The sequence below is a fragment of the Micrococcus sp. 140720015-1 genome, from assembly GCF_053627595.1.
The window spans coordinates 322,167-341,538 of the sequence record NZ_JBSEYC010000003.1 but is presented as its reverse complement, the minus strand read 5'-3'; the positions used below and the strand labels follow the sequence as shown (position 1 = coordinate 341,538).

General features: G+C 72.2%; 15 protein-coding genes. 6 read left to right on the top strand and 9 right to left on the bottom strand.

Annotated features, from left to right (window positions below):
- Positions 1 to 261: 261 nt before the first annotated feature.
- Both lanKC and ACUXPL_RS07090 read left to right on the top strand, forming a co-directional pair.
- Positions 262 to 2,907: a class III lanthionine synthetase LanKC gene (gene lanKC / locus ACUXPL_RS07095; RefSeq protein ID WP_454182862.1), complete on the top strand. Its 2,646-nt coding sequence runs from the start codon at positions 262 to 264 to the stop codon at positions 2,905 to 2,907.
- Positions 2,908 to 3,466: 559 nt separating this feature from the next.
- Complete coding sequence (locus tag ACUXPL_RS07090) at positions 3,467 to 4,084, top strand: GNAT family N-acetyltransferase (protein WP_454182860.1); 618 nt, start codon at positions 3,467 to 3,469, stop codon at positions 4,082 to 4,084.
- A gap of 11 nt (positions 4,085 to 4,095) precedes the next feature.
- Here the strand turns inward: ACUXPL_RS07090 and ACUXPL_RS07085 are convergent, their stop codons facing one another.
- The 6 genes from ACUXPL_RS07085 to ACUXPL_RS07060 all read right to left on the bottom strand — a co-directional run bounded on the left by ACUXPL_RS07085 (position 4,096) and on the right by ACUXPL_RS07060 (position 12,413).
- On the bottom strand, positions 4,096 to 4,689 hold the full coding sequence (locus tag ACUXPL_RS07085; RefSeq protein ID WP_454182858.1) for a hypothetical protein: 594 nt from the start codon (positions 4,687 to 4,689) through the stop codon (positions 4,096 to 4,098).
- A 129-nt stretch (positions 4,690 to 4,818) separates the two neighbouring features.
- A complete protein-coding gene (locus tag ACUXPL_RS07080; protein ID WP_454182856.1) occupies positions 4,819 to 6,492 on the bottom strand; it encodes a thiamine pyrophosphate-binding protein in 1,674 nt (557 codons plus the stop codon).
- Entirely contained in the window at positions 6,485 to 7,723 is a 1,239-nt protein-coding gene (locus ACUXPL_RS07075) for an ABC transporter permease (RefSeq protein WP_454182854.1), read from the bottom strand. The genes ACUXPL_RS07080 and ACUXPL_RS07075 overlap by 8 nt, the downstream gene beginning before the upstream one ends.
- Positions 7,720 to 8,463, bottom strand: coding sequence for an ABC transporter ATP-binding protein (locus tag ACUXPL_RS07070; RefSeq protein ID WP_454182852.1), 744 nt, complete (start codon positions 8,461 to 8,463; stop codon positions 7,720 to 7,722). The genes ACUXPL_RS07075 and ACUXPL_RS07070 overlap by 4 nt, the downstream gene beginning before the upstream one ends.
- Positions 8,464 to 8,661: 198 nt before the next feature.
- Positions 8,662 to 11,211, bottom strand: a complete 2,550-nt coding sequence (locus tag ACUXPL_RS07065; RefSeq protein ID WP_454182850.1) for an aldehyde dehydrogenase family protein — start codon at positions 11,209 to 11,211, stop codon at positions 8,662 to 8,664.
- Positions 11,212 to 11,585: 374 nt separating this feature from the next.
- Positions 11,586 to 12,413, bottom strand: coding sequence for a MerR family transcriptional regulator (locus tag ACUXPL_RS07060; protein ID WP_454182848.1), 828 nt, complete (start codon positions 12,411 to 12,413; stop codon positions 11,586 to 11,588).
- A gap of 101 nt (positions 12,414 to 12,514) precedes the next feature.
- Between ACUXPL_RS07060 and ACUXPL_RS07055 the strand changes: the two genes are divergently transcribed.
- Both ACUXPL_RS07055 and ACUXPL_RS07050 read left to right on the top strand, forming a co-directional pair.
- The gene (locus tag ACUXPL_RS07055) at positions 12,515 to 13,489 is read left to right on the top strand and encodes an acyl-CoA thioesterase (RefSeq protein ID WP_454182846.1); all 975 of its coding nucleotides are present in this window, start codon (positions 12,515 to 12,517) and stop codon (positions 13,487 to 13,489) included.
- Positions 13,490 to 13,509: 20 nt separating this feature from the next.
- Positions 13,510 to 14,337, top strand: coding sequence for a hypothetical protein (locus tag ACUXPL_RS07050; protein ID WP_454182844.1), 828 nt, complete (start codon positions 13,510 to 13,512; stop codon positions 14,335 to 14,337).
- 42 nt (positions 14,338 to 14,379) lie between these two features.
- Here ACUXPL_RS07050 and ACUXPL_RS07045 read toward each other — a convergent pair whose 3' ends face one another.
- Positions 14,380 to 15,648, bottom strand: coding sequence for a phospholipase D-like domain-containing protein (locus ACUXPL_RS07045; RefSeq protein ID WP_454182842.1), 1,269 nt, complete (start codon positions 15,646 to 15,648; stop codon positions 14,380 to 14,382).
- A gap of 24 nt (positions 15,649 to 15,672) precedes the next feature.
- The gene (locus ACUXPL_RS07040) at positions 15,673 to 16,647 is read right to left on the bottom strand and encodes a hotdog domain-containing protein (RefSeq protein ID WP_454182840.1); all 975 of its coding nucleotides are present in this window, start codon (positions 16,645 to 16,647) and stop codon (positions 15,673 to 15,675) included.
- Between the two features lie 120 nt (positions 16,648 to 16,767).
- Between ACUXPL_RS07040 and ACUXPL_RS07035 the strand changes: the two genes are divergently transcribed.
- Positions 16,768 to 17,376 carry a HEAT repeat domain-containing protein gene (locus ACUXPL_RS07035; RefSeq protein WP_115165687.1) on the top strand — a complete coding sequence of 203 codons (609 nt, stop codon included), beginning with the start codon at positions 16,768 to 16,770 and terminating at the stop codon, positions 17,374 to 17,376.
- Between the two features lie 10 nt (positions 17,377 to 17,386).
- Positions 17,387 to 18,598, top strand: a complete 1,212-nt coding sequence (gene rlmC, locus ACUXPL_RS07030) for a 23S rRNA (uracil(747)-C(5))-methyltransferase RlmC (protein ID WP_454182838.1) — start codon at positions 17,387 to 17,389, stop codon at positions 18,596 to 18,598.
- Positions 18,599 to 18,614: 16 nt separating this feature from the next.
- Here rlmC and ACUXPL_RS07025 read toward each other — a convergent pair whose 3' ends face one another.
- Complete coding sequence (locus ACUXPL_RS07025) at positions 18,615 to 19,205, bottom strand: hypothetical protein (protein WP_454182836.1); 591 nt, start codon at positions 19,203 to 19,205, stop codon at positions 18,615 to 18,617.
- Between the last annotated feature and the right edge of the window lie 167 nt (positions 19,206 to 19,372).

Below are 19,372 nucleotides of genomic sequence, written 5' to 3'. Positions count from 1 at the left end.
CCTTTCAGCTGACCAGGGGTGAACCCGGCACTCGCAGGGGCCGGATCGACGAGCTGGATGACTTCGACAGCGCCGCCCTGAGCCCCCTCCACGGTCGCTCAGTCGCGGCCGCGCCAGGAATCCCAGGGTTCCGCACAGGTCGCCCTGCACCTGCGAGAACACGCTGACGCACCCGATCCGTCCTTCATCCTAAACACTTGACACACGACCGCGAGGCCATAGAGTGGAGCCATACAGTCGTATGACCGAAGGGGGTGCGCGATGAATCTCGACCAGGTGGAAGCCTTCATGGCGGCCGATCCCGTGTACTTCGACCACCCTCACCACGCAGGGCCGGATCATGAGGTGGTTCAGTTCCGACTGCCAGACGGCTGGTCGCGCCGGGAGCGCGGGATGTGGACGGAGTTCCACCCGCCGGGCCCCGGGCCCGCGCTGTCTCAGGGATGGAAGATCCACATCGCCGCGACTGCCGACCGTTTCCATGACGTGGTGCGCACCACAGCCACGGTCTGCCTCGCGGAGGGCGTCCCGTTCAAGACCCTGGCGAACACCCGCGTCGCCATGGCCATGAACAGCAAGTACGCTCCGCGGACGGCCAGCGGAAAGGCCATCACCGTCTATCCGGAATCGGAGGCGGAGGCCTCGCACCTGGCCGCTCGACTGGACACCGTCCTCGACGGTGATCGCGACTGCCCCCGGATCCTCACCGACGTACCGTACCGGGCCGGCCCGGTCCATCTGCGCTACGGCGCCTTCCGCCCCCGCCTCTGCGTCGACACCCACGGGGATGAGCGTCCGGCGATCGTGCATCCGGACGGGACGCTGACACCCGACGAGCGCACTCTCCTGAAGCCGAAGCCGGAGTGGGTGGAGCTCCCCGACTTCCTCCACGACGAACCGCCGACGGTCGGTCCGGGGTCGCCCCTGGCTGCCTACCAGGACATCCGAGCCCTGCACTTCTCGAATGGTGGCGGCGTCTACCGTGCCCGCCACGCGGCATCCGGGGTCGAGGTGATCCTCAAAGAGGCTCGGCCATTCTGCGGCCACGACGGCGAGGCAGACGCCACACAGCGCGTTCACCAGGAGAGCGTCGCCCTGGGCGCCCTGGACGGGGTCCCCGGCGTGCCCCGCTTCATCGAGGAGTTCGAGGCGGGCGGCCACCTCTTCTCCGTCCGCGAGTACGTTCCCGGGATCGGGTTGACCCTCTGGTCCTCGTCCCGCCATCCGCGGATCACCGGAGCAGACACACCGGCGCAGCGGGACGAGTTCCGCCAGGCCGCCGCCGGGGTGATGCGGGACGTCCGCGCTGTGCTCCGGGACGTGCATCGACGCGGGTACGTCTACCGCGACCTCCACCCGCACAACGTGATCATCGGGGACGACGGGGCGGTGTCCCTGATCGACTTCGAGATGGCCGTCGCAGACCCGGACGCCCCGCACGCACGGATCGGTCACCCACCGTTCATGGCGCCGCCCGGCACCACCGGCGTCGCCCTGGACGAATTCTCGGCCGACGCCCTCCACACGTGGCTCCTTGTTCCCTATGTGGGGGTGGACCGGTGGGGCGCGCCTGCGGCCGACGCCGTCCTCGAGCGGGCTCGGACATGGTATGACCTCTCAACCGATGATGACGAGGCCGTGTCCCGGTGGCACGCGCTCGCCTGCCGGCGACCTGCTCTCGCCGGGCTGGCGCCGCAGGGACCGCGCCCCTCCCTCGTGCGGGGAGGGCGCACCGACGCATCGGCGGTCGCGGCGCTGCGAGTCAGCCTGACGTCCGCAGAGGACGCGGCAGCGACGCCTCGACGGGCGGATCGCCTGTTCCCCGGACACCCGTCGCCGTCGAGCGTGTCGGCACTGAGCCTGGCCTCGGGGGCGGCCGGCGTCCTGCATGCGCGGCTGTGCTCGCGGCAGGCGCCTGCCCCGGAGTGGGTCGACTGGCTCGAGCGCTCTGCCCTGCGCCAGGATCCCGCACCGGCGGGGCTCTGGAACGGCATGGACGGGGTCGCCCTCGTCCTGGCGCGCGCCGGCCGGATCGACACCGCGCGCACGCTGCTCGGCCGCACCGCGGACCTGCGGCCCGACCACCGCTCCCTCGACTTCGCGAACGGCCTCGCAGGCATCAGCCTCGTCCTGCGTGAGGTCGGGCTGCACTCCTCGGACGAGGCCCTGGTGGCCGAAGGGCGCCGCATGGCGGAGCTCGTCGCGGCCGTGGGCGCGGACCCCGCGCATCCCGTCCAGACCCCCGGGCTCCTCCACGGGCGCGCCGGCATGGCGCTCATGGCCCTCCACTGGAGCCAGGCGCCCCACGATGGCTTCGCCCATGCGGCCCGTGATCTCCTGTCCCTCGACGTCGACGGCTGCGTGGACCTGGGGCCGCGCGGGCTCTTCCCCCGTGAAGGACGGATCTTCTACCCGTACCTCGGCAATGGTTCGGCCGGCCTTGCGGTGGTCGCACATCTGCTGGCGGGACACGCGCCGAACCTCGCCCTGCCGACGCGGACGACCGACGGACTCGCGCGGGCCATCACCCCGGCCATGGTCCTGGAACCCGGTCTCATCCGGGGGAGGGCCGGGCTGCTGGCCGCCGCGCACACGCTCGGGCTCGACGAGGGGACCATGACCCACCTGGGAGAGCTGCCCGTGCACCTCGTGGACGTTCCGTCAGGACGCGGGATCCCGAGCATCGGCGGGCTCCGGCTGGCTCACGACCTCGCCACCGGCACGGCAGGCCTCGGCCTCGCGCTGGCGGCGCTGGCGGACGCACCCGTCGAGGTCGTCCCGTTCCTCATGCTGGCGCGGAGAGGCGGAATCCACGGCGAGACATCGGCGAGCCGGCCAGAGCCCTCCGCGGCGTCCGCCGACCCGGTCCCCCCGACCACCACCACACATGAAAGGAGGCGACCATGACCCAGATCCTCGACCTGCAGACCCAGATCACCGACCAGAGCGACCTGAGCACCCTCGGCGGCTCGTCGCTCAGCTGGTCCAACTGCGGCTAATCCGCCGATGAGACCGCCTCTCCCCCGGCCGACCGGTCCGGAGAGGCCACCAGGCCCCGGGTCGCCCGCCGACCCGGCCCCCCCGACCACCACCACACGTGAAAGGAGGCGGCCATGACCCAGATCCTCGACCTGCAGACCCAGATCACCGACCAGAGCGACCTGAGCACCCTCGGCGGCTCGTCGCTCAGCTGGTCCAACTGCTGACCGGCCGGTGACGCCGGCGCCTGCGGCTCCCGCGTCCGCCCCGCATGAGTGCGGAGCATCCGACGGTCCACATCGCCCACCACGACAGGTGAAAGGAGGCGACCATGACCCAGATCCTCGACCTGCAGACCCAGATCACCGATCAGAGCGACCTGAGCACCCTCGGCGGCTCGTCGCTCAGCTGGTCCAACTGCTGACCCACGCAGGTGTCGGGGAGGGCATCCGATGCCCTCCCCGGCGCCCTGACCAGGAGACCACCCGTGTCCAAGCCCTACATCCCCAAGCTCGTCCTCGCCGACCTCACCGACGCCGATGCCGAGATCCTCGCTGGATGGCTGCGCCGCCAGTCGTCGACCGCCATCCTCCTGTCCGGCGGGCGTGAACGGGTGACGGCGGAACGACTGCTGCGGAGCCAGGACGGGTCTGGTGACTCATTCCTCATGGTCAAGACCGTGGATCAACGGCGTCCGGTCGGCTTCGTCACCTATCAGGGCCGCGGGGCGCGTGTCTTCGAAGCAGGCGTGGGGATCGGCGAGTCCTCCGAGTGGGGTTCCGGCTACGGGGGTGAGGCCATCGCGCTGCTCTTCGACCTCCTCTTCCACCGCATGGGCGCCCATCGGGTCCAGGTCTCCGTCGCCGGGTACAACTGGCACAGCCTGGCGATGATCAAGCGCAGCGGCCTCGAGATCGACGGCGTCCTCCGGGAGAACGTCTTCCTGGACGGGGAGTGGCATGACACCGTGATCGCCTCGATGCTCGACCGGGAGTACTACGCGTCTCCCATCTACAGCCCGGAGATCGACGTGATCCCGGCGGAGATGAAGGCCAAGGCCCGTGCCCTGGTGGAGCAGATCAGGCCGAGGCCTCGTCGCACGTGAGGCGAGGGGGCTCATCCCCCTCGCGCCGCATCACGTGCCCAGTCCAACATCGCGTGCAACCCGGTCTCGAAGGCGATCCGCTGGTCTTCGAGCCCCGTGGCGTCGTCGGTCATGGCCAGCGCGGCCCCGTCGACGAGTTGGATGATGGCCCACGCCAAGGACTCCTGCAGGCTGGGGGACAGCCGCCCGTCCAGCCATTCCCCCAGTTGTGAGCTGATCGTGCGCATCATGCTCCGCCGCGCCATCCGGCGAGCCACCCCGATGCGTCCGGTGGGATCCGGAACCGAGCTGAGCTCCATGTACACGTGTGATTCAGCACGCCGCTCCGCGTCCAGTGGCAGGAGCTGCGTCAGCGCCGCCACCCAGTCCCCGGCGTCGCGGCGGGCGAACTCCGCGTCGAGCACGCGGCCGGCCACACGACGCGACACCTCGGCGAAGGCGTCCAGCAACAGGTCCGCTCGCGCCGGGTAGTGGTGCTGCACCGCCCCGATGGAGACGCCCAGCCGCCGAGCGATCACCCGGGTGCTCGCCGAACGCACGTCGAGTTCACCCGCCGCGACGATCAACTCGTCGACGATCCGATCTCTGGTCAGGGGGTCACGCATGACCCCATCATCCCCGGTCGTGACGGGGCAGGTCCATCCGCGTCTCACGACGCCGGCGCGCCGCCCCGGTCCCGTCCGCCCCGGTCCCCTCCGGGCGGGTCCGTCCAGGACGCCCGCCCGGAGGGTATGTCACGGGCCTGCGGGCGGGTCCGTCGCAGCGGGGGGCCGGTCTTCCAAGGACACCGGCACCGCGAGGATCAACGAGCCGCGTGACCGGACGTGGTCGACAGCCTCCGCCACGACCTGGTCGACCGGCTCCTCCGCGCCGGCCATCCGCACCTCGACTCCCCCCGCATTCGGAGGGCACGACATCCTGTCGTCGTCCGACGCGAAGAGACCCGGCCATCGGGGCTCGCCGGCGAACTGGAGCCAGCCGTACCCGCCGTTGTCGAGCACGATCCACAACACCCGTGCGTCCGGGTCCGCGAACGCCCGGGTGTCGCGCACCACGCCGGCGAGGGCCCCGTCCCCCACGACGGACACCACGAAGCGGTCCGGATGGGCCCTCGACGCACCGAGGGCTGCGACCGCCCCGAACCCCAGGGTCGTCTGCTCGGACGGGCACAGGTCCAGCGCGCCGCAGGGAAGCGTGAAGACCGGGAAGTGGTAGGTCCAGATGTCGGCCAGACCGTTCTCATGCACCACGACACTGTTCTCGGGCAACCGGGCCGCGAGGGCCCGCAGGAGGCCGGGGATGCCCACGCCGCCGTCCGGCCCCCGGGACGAGTCCGAGACCTCAGCCGCCCATCGCTCCCCTTCGGCGCGGGCCTCGACGATCCGACGGCGGCGGCCCGCCGCGCCCGCCGGGCCACCGGCGGGCACGATCGACGGATCGTCCAGCCAAGCCTCGAGAGACCGTCGCGCGGACGCCACGACGCCCACGCCGGGTCGGTGCGTCGCGAGGTGAGCCGGCTCAGTGGTCACCTGCACCACCGCGAGCCCCTCCGGCCATCCCATCGTGACCGTCTCCTCGAGCCTGCTGCCCAGCGCGATGACGAGGTCCGCCTCCGCGATGACCGCTCGGGCCTGCCCGCGTGCGTAGAGACCCCCCAGGCCCAGGAAGCAGGGGTGCCGCTCGTCCACGGCGCCGCGCCCGCTGGCCGAGCAGAAGACGGGCACGTCCCACCGTTCCGCCAGCGACTGGGCCAGACGCCCCTCGGACGGGGCGCAGCCACCGCCGACCAGGAGCACGGGGCGTACGGCGTCCCGTATGAGTCCGGCCGCCGCATGCTCGCCCGGTCCCGGCGCCACAGACATCACCGTCGACCGGCGACGTCGGCCCCGGCCGAGCCCGTCGGCCAACTCGACGAACACGGGTCCGGGGGCGGCGTCCGTCGCGACGGCCAATGACCGGACGAGCTCCGGAACCGTGGAGTCCGCGTGCGTCACACGCACGGCGCGCTTCGTGACCGGCGCGAAGAGCTCGACCAGAGGCGCGTCCTGGAAGGCCGCGCGCCCCTCCGACCCCGCCGGCACACCGCCGGAGATCACGAGCACCGGCGCGCCGGCGCTGTGCGCCTCCATCGTCCAGGGAACCGCCGCCGCCGCCCCAGGACCCCGTCCGACCACGCACACGGCGGCCCGTCCGGTGCTGAGCGCCGCCCCGGCGGCCATCCCGACGGCCACCCGCTGGTCACGCACCCACCGGGGCGTGATGGGTGAGTCCGCGAAGGCGGACACCGCCTCGAGATCGTCCCCCGGGAGGCCGACCACCTGGTCGATGCCCTCACTGACCAGGAGATCGACCACGTCGTCCCAGCACGAGCCCTGTCCATCCGGTGCCGACGCCATGAGCTCACTCATGGCGCAGTGCGTCGATCGGGTTCAGCTTTGCAGCCCGGTAGGCGGGGAGGAGCGCCGCGAGGAAGGCCAGGGCCAGGATGACGCCGACCTCGATCACGATGGCCACAGGGTCGAACGCGACCAGCTGCAGGCCGGGCAGGTCGATGTCGAGCGCCTCGGCGATCGGCCCGCGGATCGCCGTGCCCACGACGACGGCGGCCGCGACCGCCGTCAGGGCCCCCAGGAGGCCGATCCAGACCGCTTCCATGCTGAACAGGCTGAAGATGGTCGACCGCTTCATGCCGAGCGCCCGCAGCAGGCCGATCTCACGGGTCCTCTCCTGTACGGACATCAACAGGGAGTTGACGATGCCGAACGCGGCGGCGACCAGCGCGAGGACCGCGAAGATGTTGAGGATGAGGACGACCCCGTCGACGGCACTCTGAAACGAGCCGAGCTGGTCGCTCAACGAGGACACGGAGTAGCCGGCGCCCTCGATGGCCTCCCGGGCGACCTCCGGGTCGGGCGCGTGCACCACGAATCCGGGATAGACGTCGGACAGCTCCGGCGGGAGCTCGGCCGTCTGCGCCTCATGCATCGCGGAGGAGAGCGCGAGATTGCCCCGCGGCCCGGCGTCGAGCAGGCCTGCCCGCGTGACACCCACCACCTCTGCTTCCACGGTGGCCATCTCATGGGCCGCATCCCGCAACCCGAAGACGAGGGTGGAGCCCAGCGCGTCCTCGTCCGACGCGAAGCCCAGGTCGTCGACGTAGGACTCGGGGAGCAGCACTTCGCTGCGTGACGCGTCGTCGGCCACCTGCCGCCCCACGGCGAGGTCGAACTGCACGCCGGGGAGGGAGTCGCCCATCGTCGTCCTGAACCGGTCCTCACCCGGACGCTGGACGTACTCGACGTTCAGCACCGGCGCCGCCGTCACGGACTCGACACCGTCCAGGCCCTTCAGCCGTTCCTCGTCCTCCGCGCCGACCGTGACGAAGCCGTCCGACTGGTTCTCCGCATACGTCTCGAGATCCCCGTCCGAGGTCCCTTGGTCCGCCGAGACGAAGAGCGAATTCTCGCCGCCCATCATCTCCAGCTGGTCCCCGATGTATGACCTCACACCCGTTCCGATGCCCATCGTGAGCGCCAGCGTGAACGCGCCCACGAATACGGCGATCACACTGAACAGCGTCCGCAGTCGGCGTCGGCCCAGGCTCCTCAGGGAATCCCCCAGCACCTCCCATGGTTTCATGCCATCCCTCCTTCTCGCGTCGTCCCGGCCTCATCCCCGAGCCGGCCGTCCGTCATGCGCAACCGCCTCCCGCATCGGTCCGCCAGGTCACCGTCGTGGGTCACGACGACGAGCGTGATCCCCTCGCCCTCGTTCAGGCCGAACAGCAGATCCGTGATCAGGGCACCGCTCTCCGAGTCGAGGTTGCCGGTCGGCTCGTCCGCGAAGATGACCGCCGGAGACATCGCGAGGGCGCGCGCGACCGCGACCCGCTGCTTCTGCCCGCCGGAGATGTCCGTGGCCTTGTTGTCCGCCTTGTCCGCCAGGCCGACCTGCTCCAGCAGCTCCCGTCCGCGGGCGTTCCGTTCCTTCGCCCCGATGCCGGCGATCTTCATGGGCGTCACGACGTTCTGCAGCACCGTCTGCGTCGGGCTGAGGAAGAACTGCTGGAAGATGAAACCGAAGCGTCGGTTGCGGAGGATGTCCAGTTCCGCCACGCTCATTCCGCCGGTACGCTGCCCGTCGACGAGGACCTCGCCCTCGTCCGGATCGTCGAGCAGTCCGATCAGGTGCATCAGGGTCGACTTCCCCGAGCCGCTCTTCCCGACGATCGCCACGGACTCCCCTGCGTCGATCGACATCGACACCCGGTCCAGCGCCTGGAATGCGGCAGACCCGCTCCCATACACCTTGCTGATCGACCGCGCCTCGAGGACGGGGGTCGCGCCCTCGCCGGGGGTCTTCGTTCTGATCGACGTCATCAATTCACACCTCACGTTTCGGGTCTGCAGTTCGACGGGCCCGCGGCCGTGATCCGCGCGGGCCGTGGGCCATGCCTCAGCGGTGGCGGGCTCGGCGGTTCATGGAAGCGGACGACGTGAGTCCCGGCGCGGGCGCCGCCGACCGTCCCGACCGCTGGGTCGCCCTGGAGGCGTCGCCGCCCCGCGGCCCCCGGCGCGTCATCCGCCATCGCGCCAATGCTCCTTGACGGTCTTCGACACTCCGCACGGCCCCGTCCACTGCCGGCCCCCGTAGCGCACATACCCCGCCTCCGGACCGGATCCGCCGAACGGCTCGTACGAGGTGGAGACGCCGAACAGACTGCGCTCGACCCCGACCATGTAGTCCTTCGCCAGGGGCCGCAGCCTGTCCTCAGACACGCCCCAGGCCGTCAGGCCCAGCGCATTGCGGAGGTAGAGGTCGGAGCCCAGCAGCTCGAACACGTCGTCGTCGTCCTCGAAGCGGACGAGCGTGAAGACCGGGCCGAAGCACTCCGTGGGTTCCGGCCGCTCGTCCAGGTCGAAGGTGAGGACCGTGGGGGTGATGGTCAGCCGCGCCGCGTCCAACACACCCCCGGACACGATGTGCCGCCTGTGCGTGAGCAGGTACGTCTGGGTCTCCTCCAGGCTTCGGGGCCGCTGCGCGGGCAGGACGGTGGAGGCCGGCCACTCCGGGTGGCCCTCCGCCAGCCTGCCCACGTGATGCTCGAGCCGGAGGCGGAACTCATCCCACACGGACGCGTGGACGAAGGAGATGTTCGGGGCCAGGCAGTCCTGGCCGCCCGCGTACATGCGATCCACCGCCGTGGCCAACGCCGCGGTCTCGACGTCGGCCCCCGCCGCCACCAGGCACGGGTTGAACCCACGCCCGAAGAAGATGACCAGGTGGCGTTTCGTCAGACGGCTCTGGATGCTCTGGAGGTTGGTCCGGCGTCCGCAGAAGACGAAGACGCCCGGTGTGCGTGCCGCCTCGTGCACGAAGGCGGCCTGGTCTCCGAGCCATGGGGTGACCCGGTTCCGCACCAGGTCATCCAGGAGCGCGAGGACCTCGGAGATCATCCGTTCCGTGCCACGGGCGGGCCGGACGACCACGCGCCGCGACCAGAGAGACGGGACGAGGGCGTAGAGAGCCAGGGATTCGAGGCACGCGTTGGCGGGCATGCAGACGTAGACCGGCGGGTCGAGATCCGGCTGATGGAGCTCCATCTCCGCGGGGGCGTGCCTCAGCACCGCGAGCATCGCGGCCAGGTCGTCCCGGGCCACGGCCGTCCCGGTCGTCTCGGCCACGACTCGGATGACGGCGTCCGCATGCTCCTCGATGCGCGACGCCATGCGCAGCGCCGGGTGCGCACCGCCGCCGCCATGCCTCGACTGGTGGAGTGCCGACACCATCCGACGCAGGGCGCCCTGATCGACCTTCTGGTCGAGGCGCATGGGCAGCGATCGCAGTACCTCGATGTGATTGGGCATCTCATGCTCGTGCAGGACCCCGGCGATGCGTTGCCGCCACCAGGAGGCCGGCCGCTTGAGCTCGTCGTGGACGACCAGCCAGAACGCTCCGTTCGCGTCGCCCTCCACGGCGACGACCTCACCGCACACGCCCGCCTCGTCCAGACGCCTGGCCAGGGAGGCGGGCGAGATCGTGTATCCATTGCGATTGATCGCTCCAGCCCGCCCGACGACGCGGATCCGCCCGGCCTCATCCTGCTCGGCCAGATCGCCCGTGGGCAGCCAGGATCTCCCGTCGTCCGCCCGGATCACGACCTGTGGGAGGACCTCGAGCAGGCCTCGCGATCCGGGCGAGAGCACGTCACCGGTGTTCACGTCCACCACCCGAAGCCGGTGGCAGGAGAGCGCCGTCAGCCACACCGAGTCGTCGCCGGCGCGGGACACGGCCACGTTCCCGAACTCGGTGGAGCCGTAACCGTCGGACAGCGGAGTGCCGACCGTCTCCGCGAACCGCTGTCGGAGGCCCCGGTGCAGCGGACCTCCGCCCACACCCCACACCCGGACGTGCTCCACATGGTCGCGGGCGCTCGGCGAGCCGGCCACATGGTCACAGAGCGCAGCGTAGAGGCGGGGCACGGCGTCCACGGCCGTGACACCGTGACGCTGGATCGTGCGGGTGATCTCGCTGACACGGCGCCGATCGCAGAGGGCCAGGGAGGAGCCCTGCACCAGGCTGATCAACAGGACGCTCGCACCGTACTGGTGCCCCAGCGGCAGCAGAGGCAACATGACGTCGGCGCCGGAGTAGCCCAAGGACTCGGCCGTGGCGATGGAGTTCGCTCGCAGGAAGGGGCCGCTCTTCCAGACGACCGCGGGCGCCCCGGAGGTCCCGGTCGTGCGCATCCCCAACGCGTCCATGCGCTCGAACCACTGGCCCTGGAAGGACGGGCCGGCTGCTGCCTGCCCCACTGACGTGCCGGGTCCGGTGCGGGGTTCCGCGCGCTGGAGCAGTTCGTCGATCGTCGGCCTCAGGTCCACGACCTGCGCGAGGGTGAAGAGGTTGAATCCGCCACCTTCCGCCACGACGGTGAGGCGGGCCGGATCCGTGGCGCCCTGCCATTCCTCGGCCTGAGTCAGCAGAATTCGGGCATCGCACTCGATCAATGCCCAGAAGGCCAGCACGGAAGGAGCGCCGTCAGACATGATGAGCTCGACCTCGACGCCTCGGACGACCCCCTCCGCGCGCAGCCGGCCGGCCACCGCGCTGACACCCCTCGTCACGTCCTCGGGTGCGAGGCTGTACCCGCGCCAGTACACCCATCCGTGAGTCCCACTCGAATCCCTGGCATCGTCCACGCCGAACAGTGCGTCGGCCGTCGAGCCGCTCCCCGACGTGACCGCCCCCGATTCTTCGCGACTCAACTCCGAAGTCGTCACGATGGCCCCCCTAGGCATCGCCGAGAAATTCCCGTCCATTACATCTGACTTGGAAGCCACGGTATCAGGCTCCTCACGCCAGGCCAACAGACTGCGGTGTACGGACGAGTGGGGAGCGCGTCGCCCTGCCGACCCCTCCCCCGGCATGTCCGTGGGCGTCGGACGGAGGCCGGTCCGGCGGACGACGGCGGCACGCGGCTTCCGGTGCCCGCCCGGGCTCACCCCTCCCGCTCGAGCCGGTCCGCGTTCGCGTGGATCGCGTCCCGCAGGTAGGCGGCGAGGCCCGGGGCGACGTCGTCGTAGGTCTTCGCGAACCGCGGGTCGGCCACGTACATGTCCCCCAGGTCCCGGTGCATGGCCGGGCTCGCCTCGAAGAACCAGCGGCCCAGGTGGGCGCGGGCCGCCTCGGCGGCGTCCATCGCGGCCGGCGACGACGGCGGCTCGCCCGCCCGCATCGCCGCGGCGATCGCGGCGTTCGCCTCGTCCTGGCCGGCCTTGATGCGCTCCCAGTCCGCCTTGGTGTAGGCCTTGGTGCGTCGGCCGGACTCGGCCCACGCGTCCGTGACGCCCCAGCGCTGCTCGGCCTCGGCCTGGTGGTCGTCGAACTCCTCGGCGTACTCGTCGCCGAACAGCTCGCGCAGCTCGGCGTCCGTCAGGTCCAGGTCCGGCCGGGTGCCGGGGCGGCGGGTGGTCTCGTCGTTCTCCATGGTGTCCTCTCCGTCCTTCGTGTGGTCCGCGAGCGCGGCGTCCAGCGCGCGCCCGAGGCGGGTCAGCTCCGCGATGCGGGCCGTCACCAGCTCGCGCTGACGGATCAGCGCGCCCCGGCGGTCCCCGCTCGGCGCGGGGATGTCCTCCAGCCCGAAGCCGAGGCGCCGGTAGGCGACGACCTCCTGCAGCCGGGCGACGTCGTCGGGCGTGTACAGCCGGTAGCCGGCCGCCGAGCGGGCGGCGGGGCTGACCAGCCCGACCGCGTCATAGTGGTGCAGGGTCCGCACCGTCACGCCCGTCAGGGCGGCGACCTCGCCGACCGTCATCTCCTTCTCCATGACACCAGTGGACCCCCTCACGCCGCGTCAGGGTCAAGCCGGGCCCGCGCGTCGCCGTCGGACGCCCCCGGCGCCCGCCGCCGGCCTGCCATCATGACCCCATGACCGAGCACCGCCGCCACGAGGTGACCCTGCGCTTCCTCGCCGCCCCCACGGACCAGGGGCATTCCGGGACCGTCGACGCCGGCCGCGTCCTCGAGTGGGTGGACAAGGCGGCGTTCGCCGCGGCCACCGCGTGGTCGGGCACGTACTGCGTGACCGCGTACGTGGGCAACATCCACTTCCGGCAGCCGGTGCTCGTGGGGCAGATGGTGGAGGTGACCGGCACCGTGCTCTACACGGGCCGCACGTCCATGCACATCAACACGGTGGTGCGCTCGGGCGACCCGCAGACCGGCGAGCTGACCGAGGCCGCCCGCTGCCTCGTGATCTTCGTGGCGGTGAAGGACGGGAGGTCCACGCCGGTGCCGGAGTTCGTGCCGCGCAGCCTCGAGCAGGAGCTGGCCCGCGAGTACGCGGTCTCCCGGATCGCGGTGCGCGAGGAGATCGAGGCCGCGATGCAGGGCCAGGTCTACACCGCGGCCGGCACCGCCGAGCCCACGGTGCTGCGGTTCCTCGCCGCCCCCACGGACGTGAACTGGGGCGGGAAGGTGCACGGCGGGATCGTGATGGAGTGGATCGACACCGCCGCCTACCTGTGCGCCACCCGCTGGGCCGGCCGGGACACCGTGGCCGTGTTCTCCGGCGGCGTGCGCTTCTACCGGCCGCTGCACATCGGTGACCTCGTGGAGGTCGAGGCGCGGCTGATCTACACGGGCGAGAAGGGCATGCACGTGGCCGTGCACGTGCGCTCCGGGGACCCCAAGGGCGGCGAGCTCGCGCTCACCACCTACTGCCTGACCGTGATGGTGGCCCGGGACGACGACGGCGACGCGGTCCCGGTGCCCGCCTGGGAGCCCGTCTCCCAGGAGGACCGGGCCCTGTGGCAGCACGCACGCGACCTGCTGGAGATCCGCGGGCGCGCCCCCGGCAACCGGCTGCCGAACCACCTGCTGGCGCGGTCGGGCGAGCGGTGAGCGCGCGGCAGGGGGCGGGCGTGGTGCGCATCGCCCTGCAGGACGGCGTCGCCGAGGTGAGCGTGGCAGCGGGCGGAGGCGACGCGCCGCCCGCCCTCACGCTCACCGAGCGCGGCAACACTTTCGGCCTGGCGCTGCGCACGCGCCGGACCGCGGCGGGCCTCGAGGTGGAGGTCCTGCGGACCGCGCTCTTCGGCGACGAGGCCTCCGCCGGGCTGGCCCTCCTCCCCGACGACGGCGGCCCGGTCCGGTGGCCGCGCGCGGCCGAGCGCTCGGACGCCGGACGGATCCTGGCCGGCATCGCGGAGGCGCTCGCGGCGCCGACCCTGCCGACCGCCGTGCTCGCCCCCGCCGTCCCCGCCCCGCGCGCCCGCGTGACGCGGACGGCGGAGTGGGCCGACGTCGTCGCCCCGGACGGCCGCCCCGGCGGCCTCCCGGAGGGCGCCGAGCCGGCGGAGGTGCAGCGCGCGCTCGGCGGAGCGTGGTCCGTGACCCTCGACGACGCCCCCCACCTGGGCCTGGAGGTGCGGCTGTGGCAGCAGCACCGCGGGACGGAGGGGACCGACGGCGACGTCGTGCGGCTGACCGCCACGTGGCACGGGCCCGCCGTGGAGGACCCGTGGCACACGGAGCTGCACGTGGCCCACCGCGCGGGCGAGGGGGTCACGGAGTTCGTGGTGGTGGACGGGAGCACCGAGCAGGAGTGGACGCTCGCCGACGTCGTCCACATCCCGGGCCTGCCCCTCGCCTGGCGGGTCCACCCGGCGCCGTGGCCGGACGAGGCCACGCGGACCGGCGAGGCGCTCCACGCCCTGATCCTGGCCCTGGCGGAGACCCTGGAGGGCTGAGGGCGCCCCCGAAGCGCCCGGCTCGCGCCCGCCCGCCCCGCCTCAGAGCAGGGGACGCAGCGGGACCAGCAGTGCCTCGACCACGCGGGCGAGGCCGTGACGGTCCTCCCAGCGCGGGGTGTCGATCCGGACGGCCTGCTGGGCGTCGAGGGCGAAGATCTCCTCCATCCGGGCGGCGAAGTCGCGGTCCACGACCACCACGTTGGACTCGTAGTTGTAGCCCAGGGAGAGGCGGTCGATGTTGGCCGAGCCCACGGTCGACCAGACGCCGTCCACGGTGGCGGTCTTCGCGTGGATCATGCTGGCCTTGTACAGCAGGATCGTGATGCCGGCCTCGAGCATCTGCCCGAAGAAGCCGCGCGAGGCCCAGTCCGCCACGATGTGGTTGGAGTCCTCCGGCACCATCACCTGCACGTCCACCCCGCGTCGGGCCGCGTGCAGCAGCGCCTCGAGGACCTGCTGGTCCGGGACGAAGTACGGCGTGTTGATGAGGATGCGGTGCTGCGCCCGCTGGATGGCGTCGAGGTAGCTCAGCCGGATCGGGTAGACCAGCAGCGGCGGCTGGTTCGCGGCCACGGTGACGCGCGGGTCCCACGTGTCCGGGGGGCGCCAGGACATCTGCTCGCCCGCGCGGTGGTGGGCGTTCCACTTGATGGAGATCGACTGGTCCAACGCCCACACCGCCGGGCCGCGCTCACGCACGTGGGTGTCCCGCCACAGGCGGGCGTAGTCGTCGCCGATGTTGAAGCCGCCGGCGAAGCCGACCTCCTCGTCCACCACCATGATCTTCGAGTGGTTGAACCCGCTGTGCCGGACCACGCCTCGCCAGATCGGGCGGGCGAAGGCCGGCAGCCGGAACACGTGGATGCGCGGGTCCAGCTGACGGTAGAAGCGGGGCGGGACCACGAGGTTCCCGAACCCGTCGTAGGAGACGTAGATCTCCACGCCGCGCGCGGCCGCCCGGTTGAAGGCGTCCATGAACCGCTGGCCCGTGGGGTCGGCCTTCCAGATGAAGGTCTCGAACTTGATGATCCGCTGCGCTCCGTCGATCGCGGCGATCATCTCCTCGTAGAGGTCCTCGCCCGAGGTGAAGATGCGCAGCTCGGAGCCCTTCACGTGGGCGTCGAACACGCCGGGGTTCTGCGCCGGCCGGCGCACTCGGCCCCTGCGCTTGACCATGTCCACCCCGGTGAGCCCGGCGGCGACCGTCAGGGGCAGTCCTACGAGACCGACGCCCGCGGCCACGGCCGCTCCCCGGAGGAGACGCCGGACCGGCAGGCGGGACAGGGACGGCAGGGACGGACGGTGCATTCGCTCAGTCTACTGAGGGCCCCGTCAGCGCGGATGGGTCGCGCGGCGCATCTCGGTCCAGGCCGCGCTCACCTCGGAGCGCATGCGCACGAGTTCGATCGCCGTCTCCTGCAGCCGCCGGGCGCTCTCGCTCTCGGGGACGTACTGCCGGACCCGCTGGGCCTGGTCCTCCGCGGAGACGTCCACCATGACGGCGATCGAGTGCGCCACCAGGCGGGATTCCGCCCCGGTGCGTCGGCTCGCGTAGACGCGCAGCGCCACGTGCATGGACCGCTCCGTGGTGTTCACCAGGAGGGCCTCCACGCGCACGAGGTCGCCCACGTGGATGTTCCGCACGAAGCGCACACCGCCGCCGAACACCGCGACCACGGATTCATGGCCGGTCCAGCGGGCGGCGCAGACGGCGGCCGCCTCGTCCACCCAGCGCAGGATCGCACCCGCATTGATGGTGCCGCCCACGGTGGCCTCCGTGTTGGGGGCCAGGAACGCGAGGGTGCTCATCTCCTCGGGGGCCTCCCCGGGTGCGGGGAACGGCAGTCGGGCCATGCCACGCTCGACGGCGCGGCGGGCCACGGTGGAGCGGCGGGCCTGTTCGTCGCGCTCGATCTGGCCGGGGGTCGAGGGTTCCCAGACCGGCACGGTCACGCGGACCCCGTCCTCCTCCGCGGCGTAGACCACGAGGGACGAGGTGGCGACCACGGGGTCGCCGTCGTCGTCGCGGATCTCCGGCAGCAGCAGGCGGGTCTGGACGTGCACCTCGGCGCCGTCCGTGTGGACCACGCGCGCCTGCACCACGGCACGGCGGTCCACCGGCACGGGGTGCCGGAACTGGGTGTGCCCCATGTAGCGGGCACGCACGAACGTCCCGGCCCAGCTCGCCGCGACGGCGTAGCCGGCCTTCTCGATCCAGGAGATGACGGTGCCGGCGTCCACCAGGCCGGTGGGATGGTCGAAGCTGTCCGCCCGGAATTCGAGGGCGAGGGCTCCGGGGGGTCTCATGCCGTCGAACGTATCACCCGAGTCCGGGCCCTGTGCGGCCGGTCACGCCCCGTCCAGGAGTCTGCGGGGAACCTCCCGGCCGCGCCCCAGGCGGGTCCGCGCACGGGGGACAATGGACCCATGACCGCCTTCGACCGTCTCCCCCTGCCCGCGGAGCCCCAGACCCCGCACGACCGCCTGCGCCGCCGCACCGAGGCCGCCGTCGCCGAGCGCGGGGAGGCCGCCGTCGCCGGGCTGGCGGTGCGCCTGATGACCGGAGCGGCCACCCCGGAGGACGTCACCTCGGGAGCCGCCCGCGCCCTCACCGGCGACGACGGTGACCTCAGCCCCGCCGCGACCGGCGCCCTGGCCCTGATGCACGCGTGGCACCGCAGCGCGCTGCCCGCCCTGACCGGGGCGCTCACCGCCCCCGAGGCGGACGTCCGCTCGGCGGCCCACCTCGTGCTCGCCTCCCGGGCCGGTTCGCTGCGCCGCGACGCCGCCGTCGACCGCGCCCTCGTGGACGCGGTGCGGGCCGGCTGTGCCGACCCGGACCCGGAGGTCCGCGCGTCGGCCGCGTCCGCGCTGGGCGCCCTCGCCCGCCCCGAGGACCTCGAGTCCGCCCTGCCCGTGCTCACCGGCATGGTGATGGACGTGGACGCGGACCTGGCCGCGGCCGCCGAGCTGGCCCTCGAGCAGCTCGCGATCCGCCTGGACCGGCCCGGCCTGCGGGTCAGCCTCGAGGGCTGAGGCGACGCGCGTGCAGTGCCCCCACTTCGACGTCGGCGAGTGCCGTTCCTGCCCGCTGATGGGCGTGCCGTACGCCCGGCAGCTCGCGGACAAGCAGGCCGCGGTCCTGGCCGCGCTGGTGGACGCGGTCGATGCAGACACGGTCGTGGCCGAGCCGTTCGCCTCCGCGGAGGCCGGGTTCCGGAACAAGGCGAAGCTCGTGGTGACCGGGTCGGCGGCGGCGCCGCGGCTGGGCATCCTGGACCCGCGGCAGCACCCCCGCCATCACGACGGCGCCGGCGTGGACCTGCGCGACTGCGGCCTGTACGAGGCCGGCATGGAGGGCGTGTTCGAGGCGTGCGCGGCGGCGGTGACGGTGGCCGGGCTGGAGCCCTACGACGTCGCCGGCCGCACGGGTGAGCTGAAGAACGTGATCGTGACGCTCTCCCCCGACCGGGAGGCGATGGTCCGGTTCGTGCTGCGCTCCGCCGACCGGCTGGACGCGTTGCGCGCGGCGGTGCCGGGGCTGCTGGATGACCTCGCGGCGCGCGGGACACCCGCCGCCGTGGTGAGCGCGAACCTGCTGCCGGAGCACGTGGCCCTGCCCGAGGGCGACGAGGAGATCGTGCTCGCCGGCGGGCCGACGCTCACCATGCGGCTCAACGGGGTGGGCCTGCGGCTGCGCCCGCAGGGGTTCTTCCAGACGAACACCGCGGTGACCGAGGGGCTGTACGCGACGGCGGCGGCGTGGGTCGCCCAGGGCGGCGTGCCGGCGTCGGCGTGGGACCTGTACTGCGGCGTGGGCGGGTTCGCGTTCCACCTGGCCCGGGCCGGCGTGCGGGATGTGTGGGGCATGGAGTCCTCCGCCGAGGCGGTGGCCGCGGCCCAGGAGACGGCCGCGGAGCTCGGCCTGGCCGACCGGGTGCGCTTCTCCGCCGGCGACGCCACCTCCGCGCTTTCGTTCGAGAAACGGCGGGCTCCGGAAGCGCTTTCGTTCGAGAAACGGCGGGCCCGCCCGGACGCCGTCGTCGTGAATCCGCCGCGGCGGGGCATCGGCGCCGAGCTGGCCGACGCGCTGGAGGACTCGGGCGTGCCCACCGTGCTGTACTCGAGCTGCAACCCGGCGACGCTCGCGCAGGACCTGGCCCGGATGCCGAGCTATCGGGTGGCGCGGGTGCAGGTGTTCGACATGTTCCCGCAGACCCGGCACGCGGAGGTGCTCACGCTGCTGACCCGGCGGTGACGGGGGCCGGGGCGCGTCACCGCGGGCTCCCCGCCCGACGGTTCCGCTTCTTCAACTCGTCGAACACCTCGAACAGCGTGTTGGCCGAGGGCGCCAGAGCCGCCTGCGTCCGCACACACGGCTGCGGGTTCGTGAGGCCACCGGCCTGGAGGGGCCGCCCCGAATCCCACCGGTTGGCCTTCCGGAGACCCCCCTCATTCCACAGCCGCTTGCCAACGAACAGACACACCTGGAACGTGTGCTCCGCCTGCGCCCCAGCGCCGCCGACTGACTTCACGTCCGCCCAGTCCACCGACCAATCCCGCGTCCACACCCGCGTCTCATCGAACGTCACATGCCGCGGCCGGAACACGCTCATGGTCGCCGCCGGCAGCAGCACCAGACACAGCGGCAGAGCGATGAAGGACAGCCCCCGCCACACCACGAACCCCGCCGAAACGTCCTCGGGAGGCCAGAAGATCACCCACACGAACACCGCGATGCACACCACGACGATCAGCCACAGGAACAGCCACCGCGCCGGACGCACCCGCGCCTGCACCGGCAGACTCGCCAGGATCTCCTCCTGCGTCGCCTTCTTCCGCAACCGCGTCGGCTTCGCATCCATCACTTGCTCCTCATCCAGTTCATGAGCCCTTCGCCCCCCAGCCATCTCCGCCGAGTGTGTCCTGCTCGTTCCCGGGCCACGCTTCCGGCGCGCGGGGGGACGCACCTCCGCCCCCCGTCGGCACGACCCTATTCCCGGACCCACCGCGCCGGAACGACATCACCGCA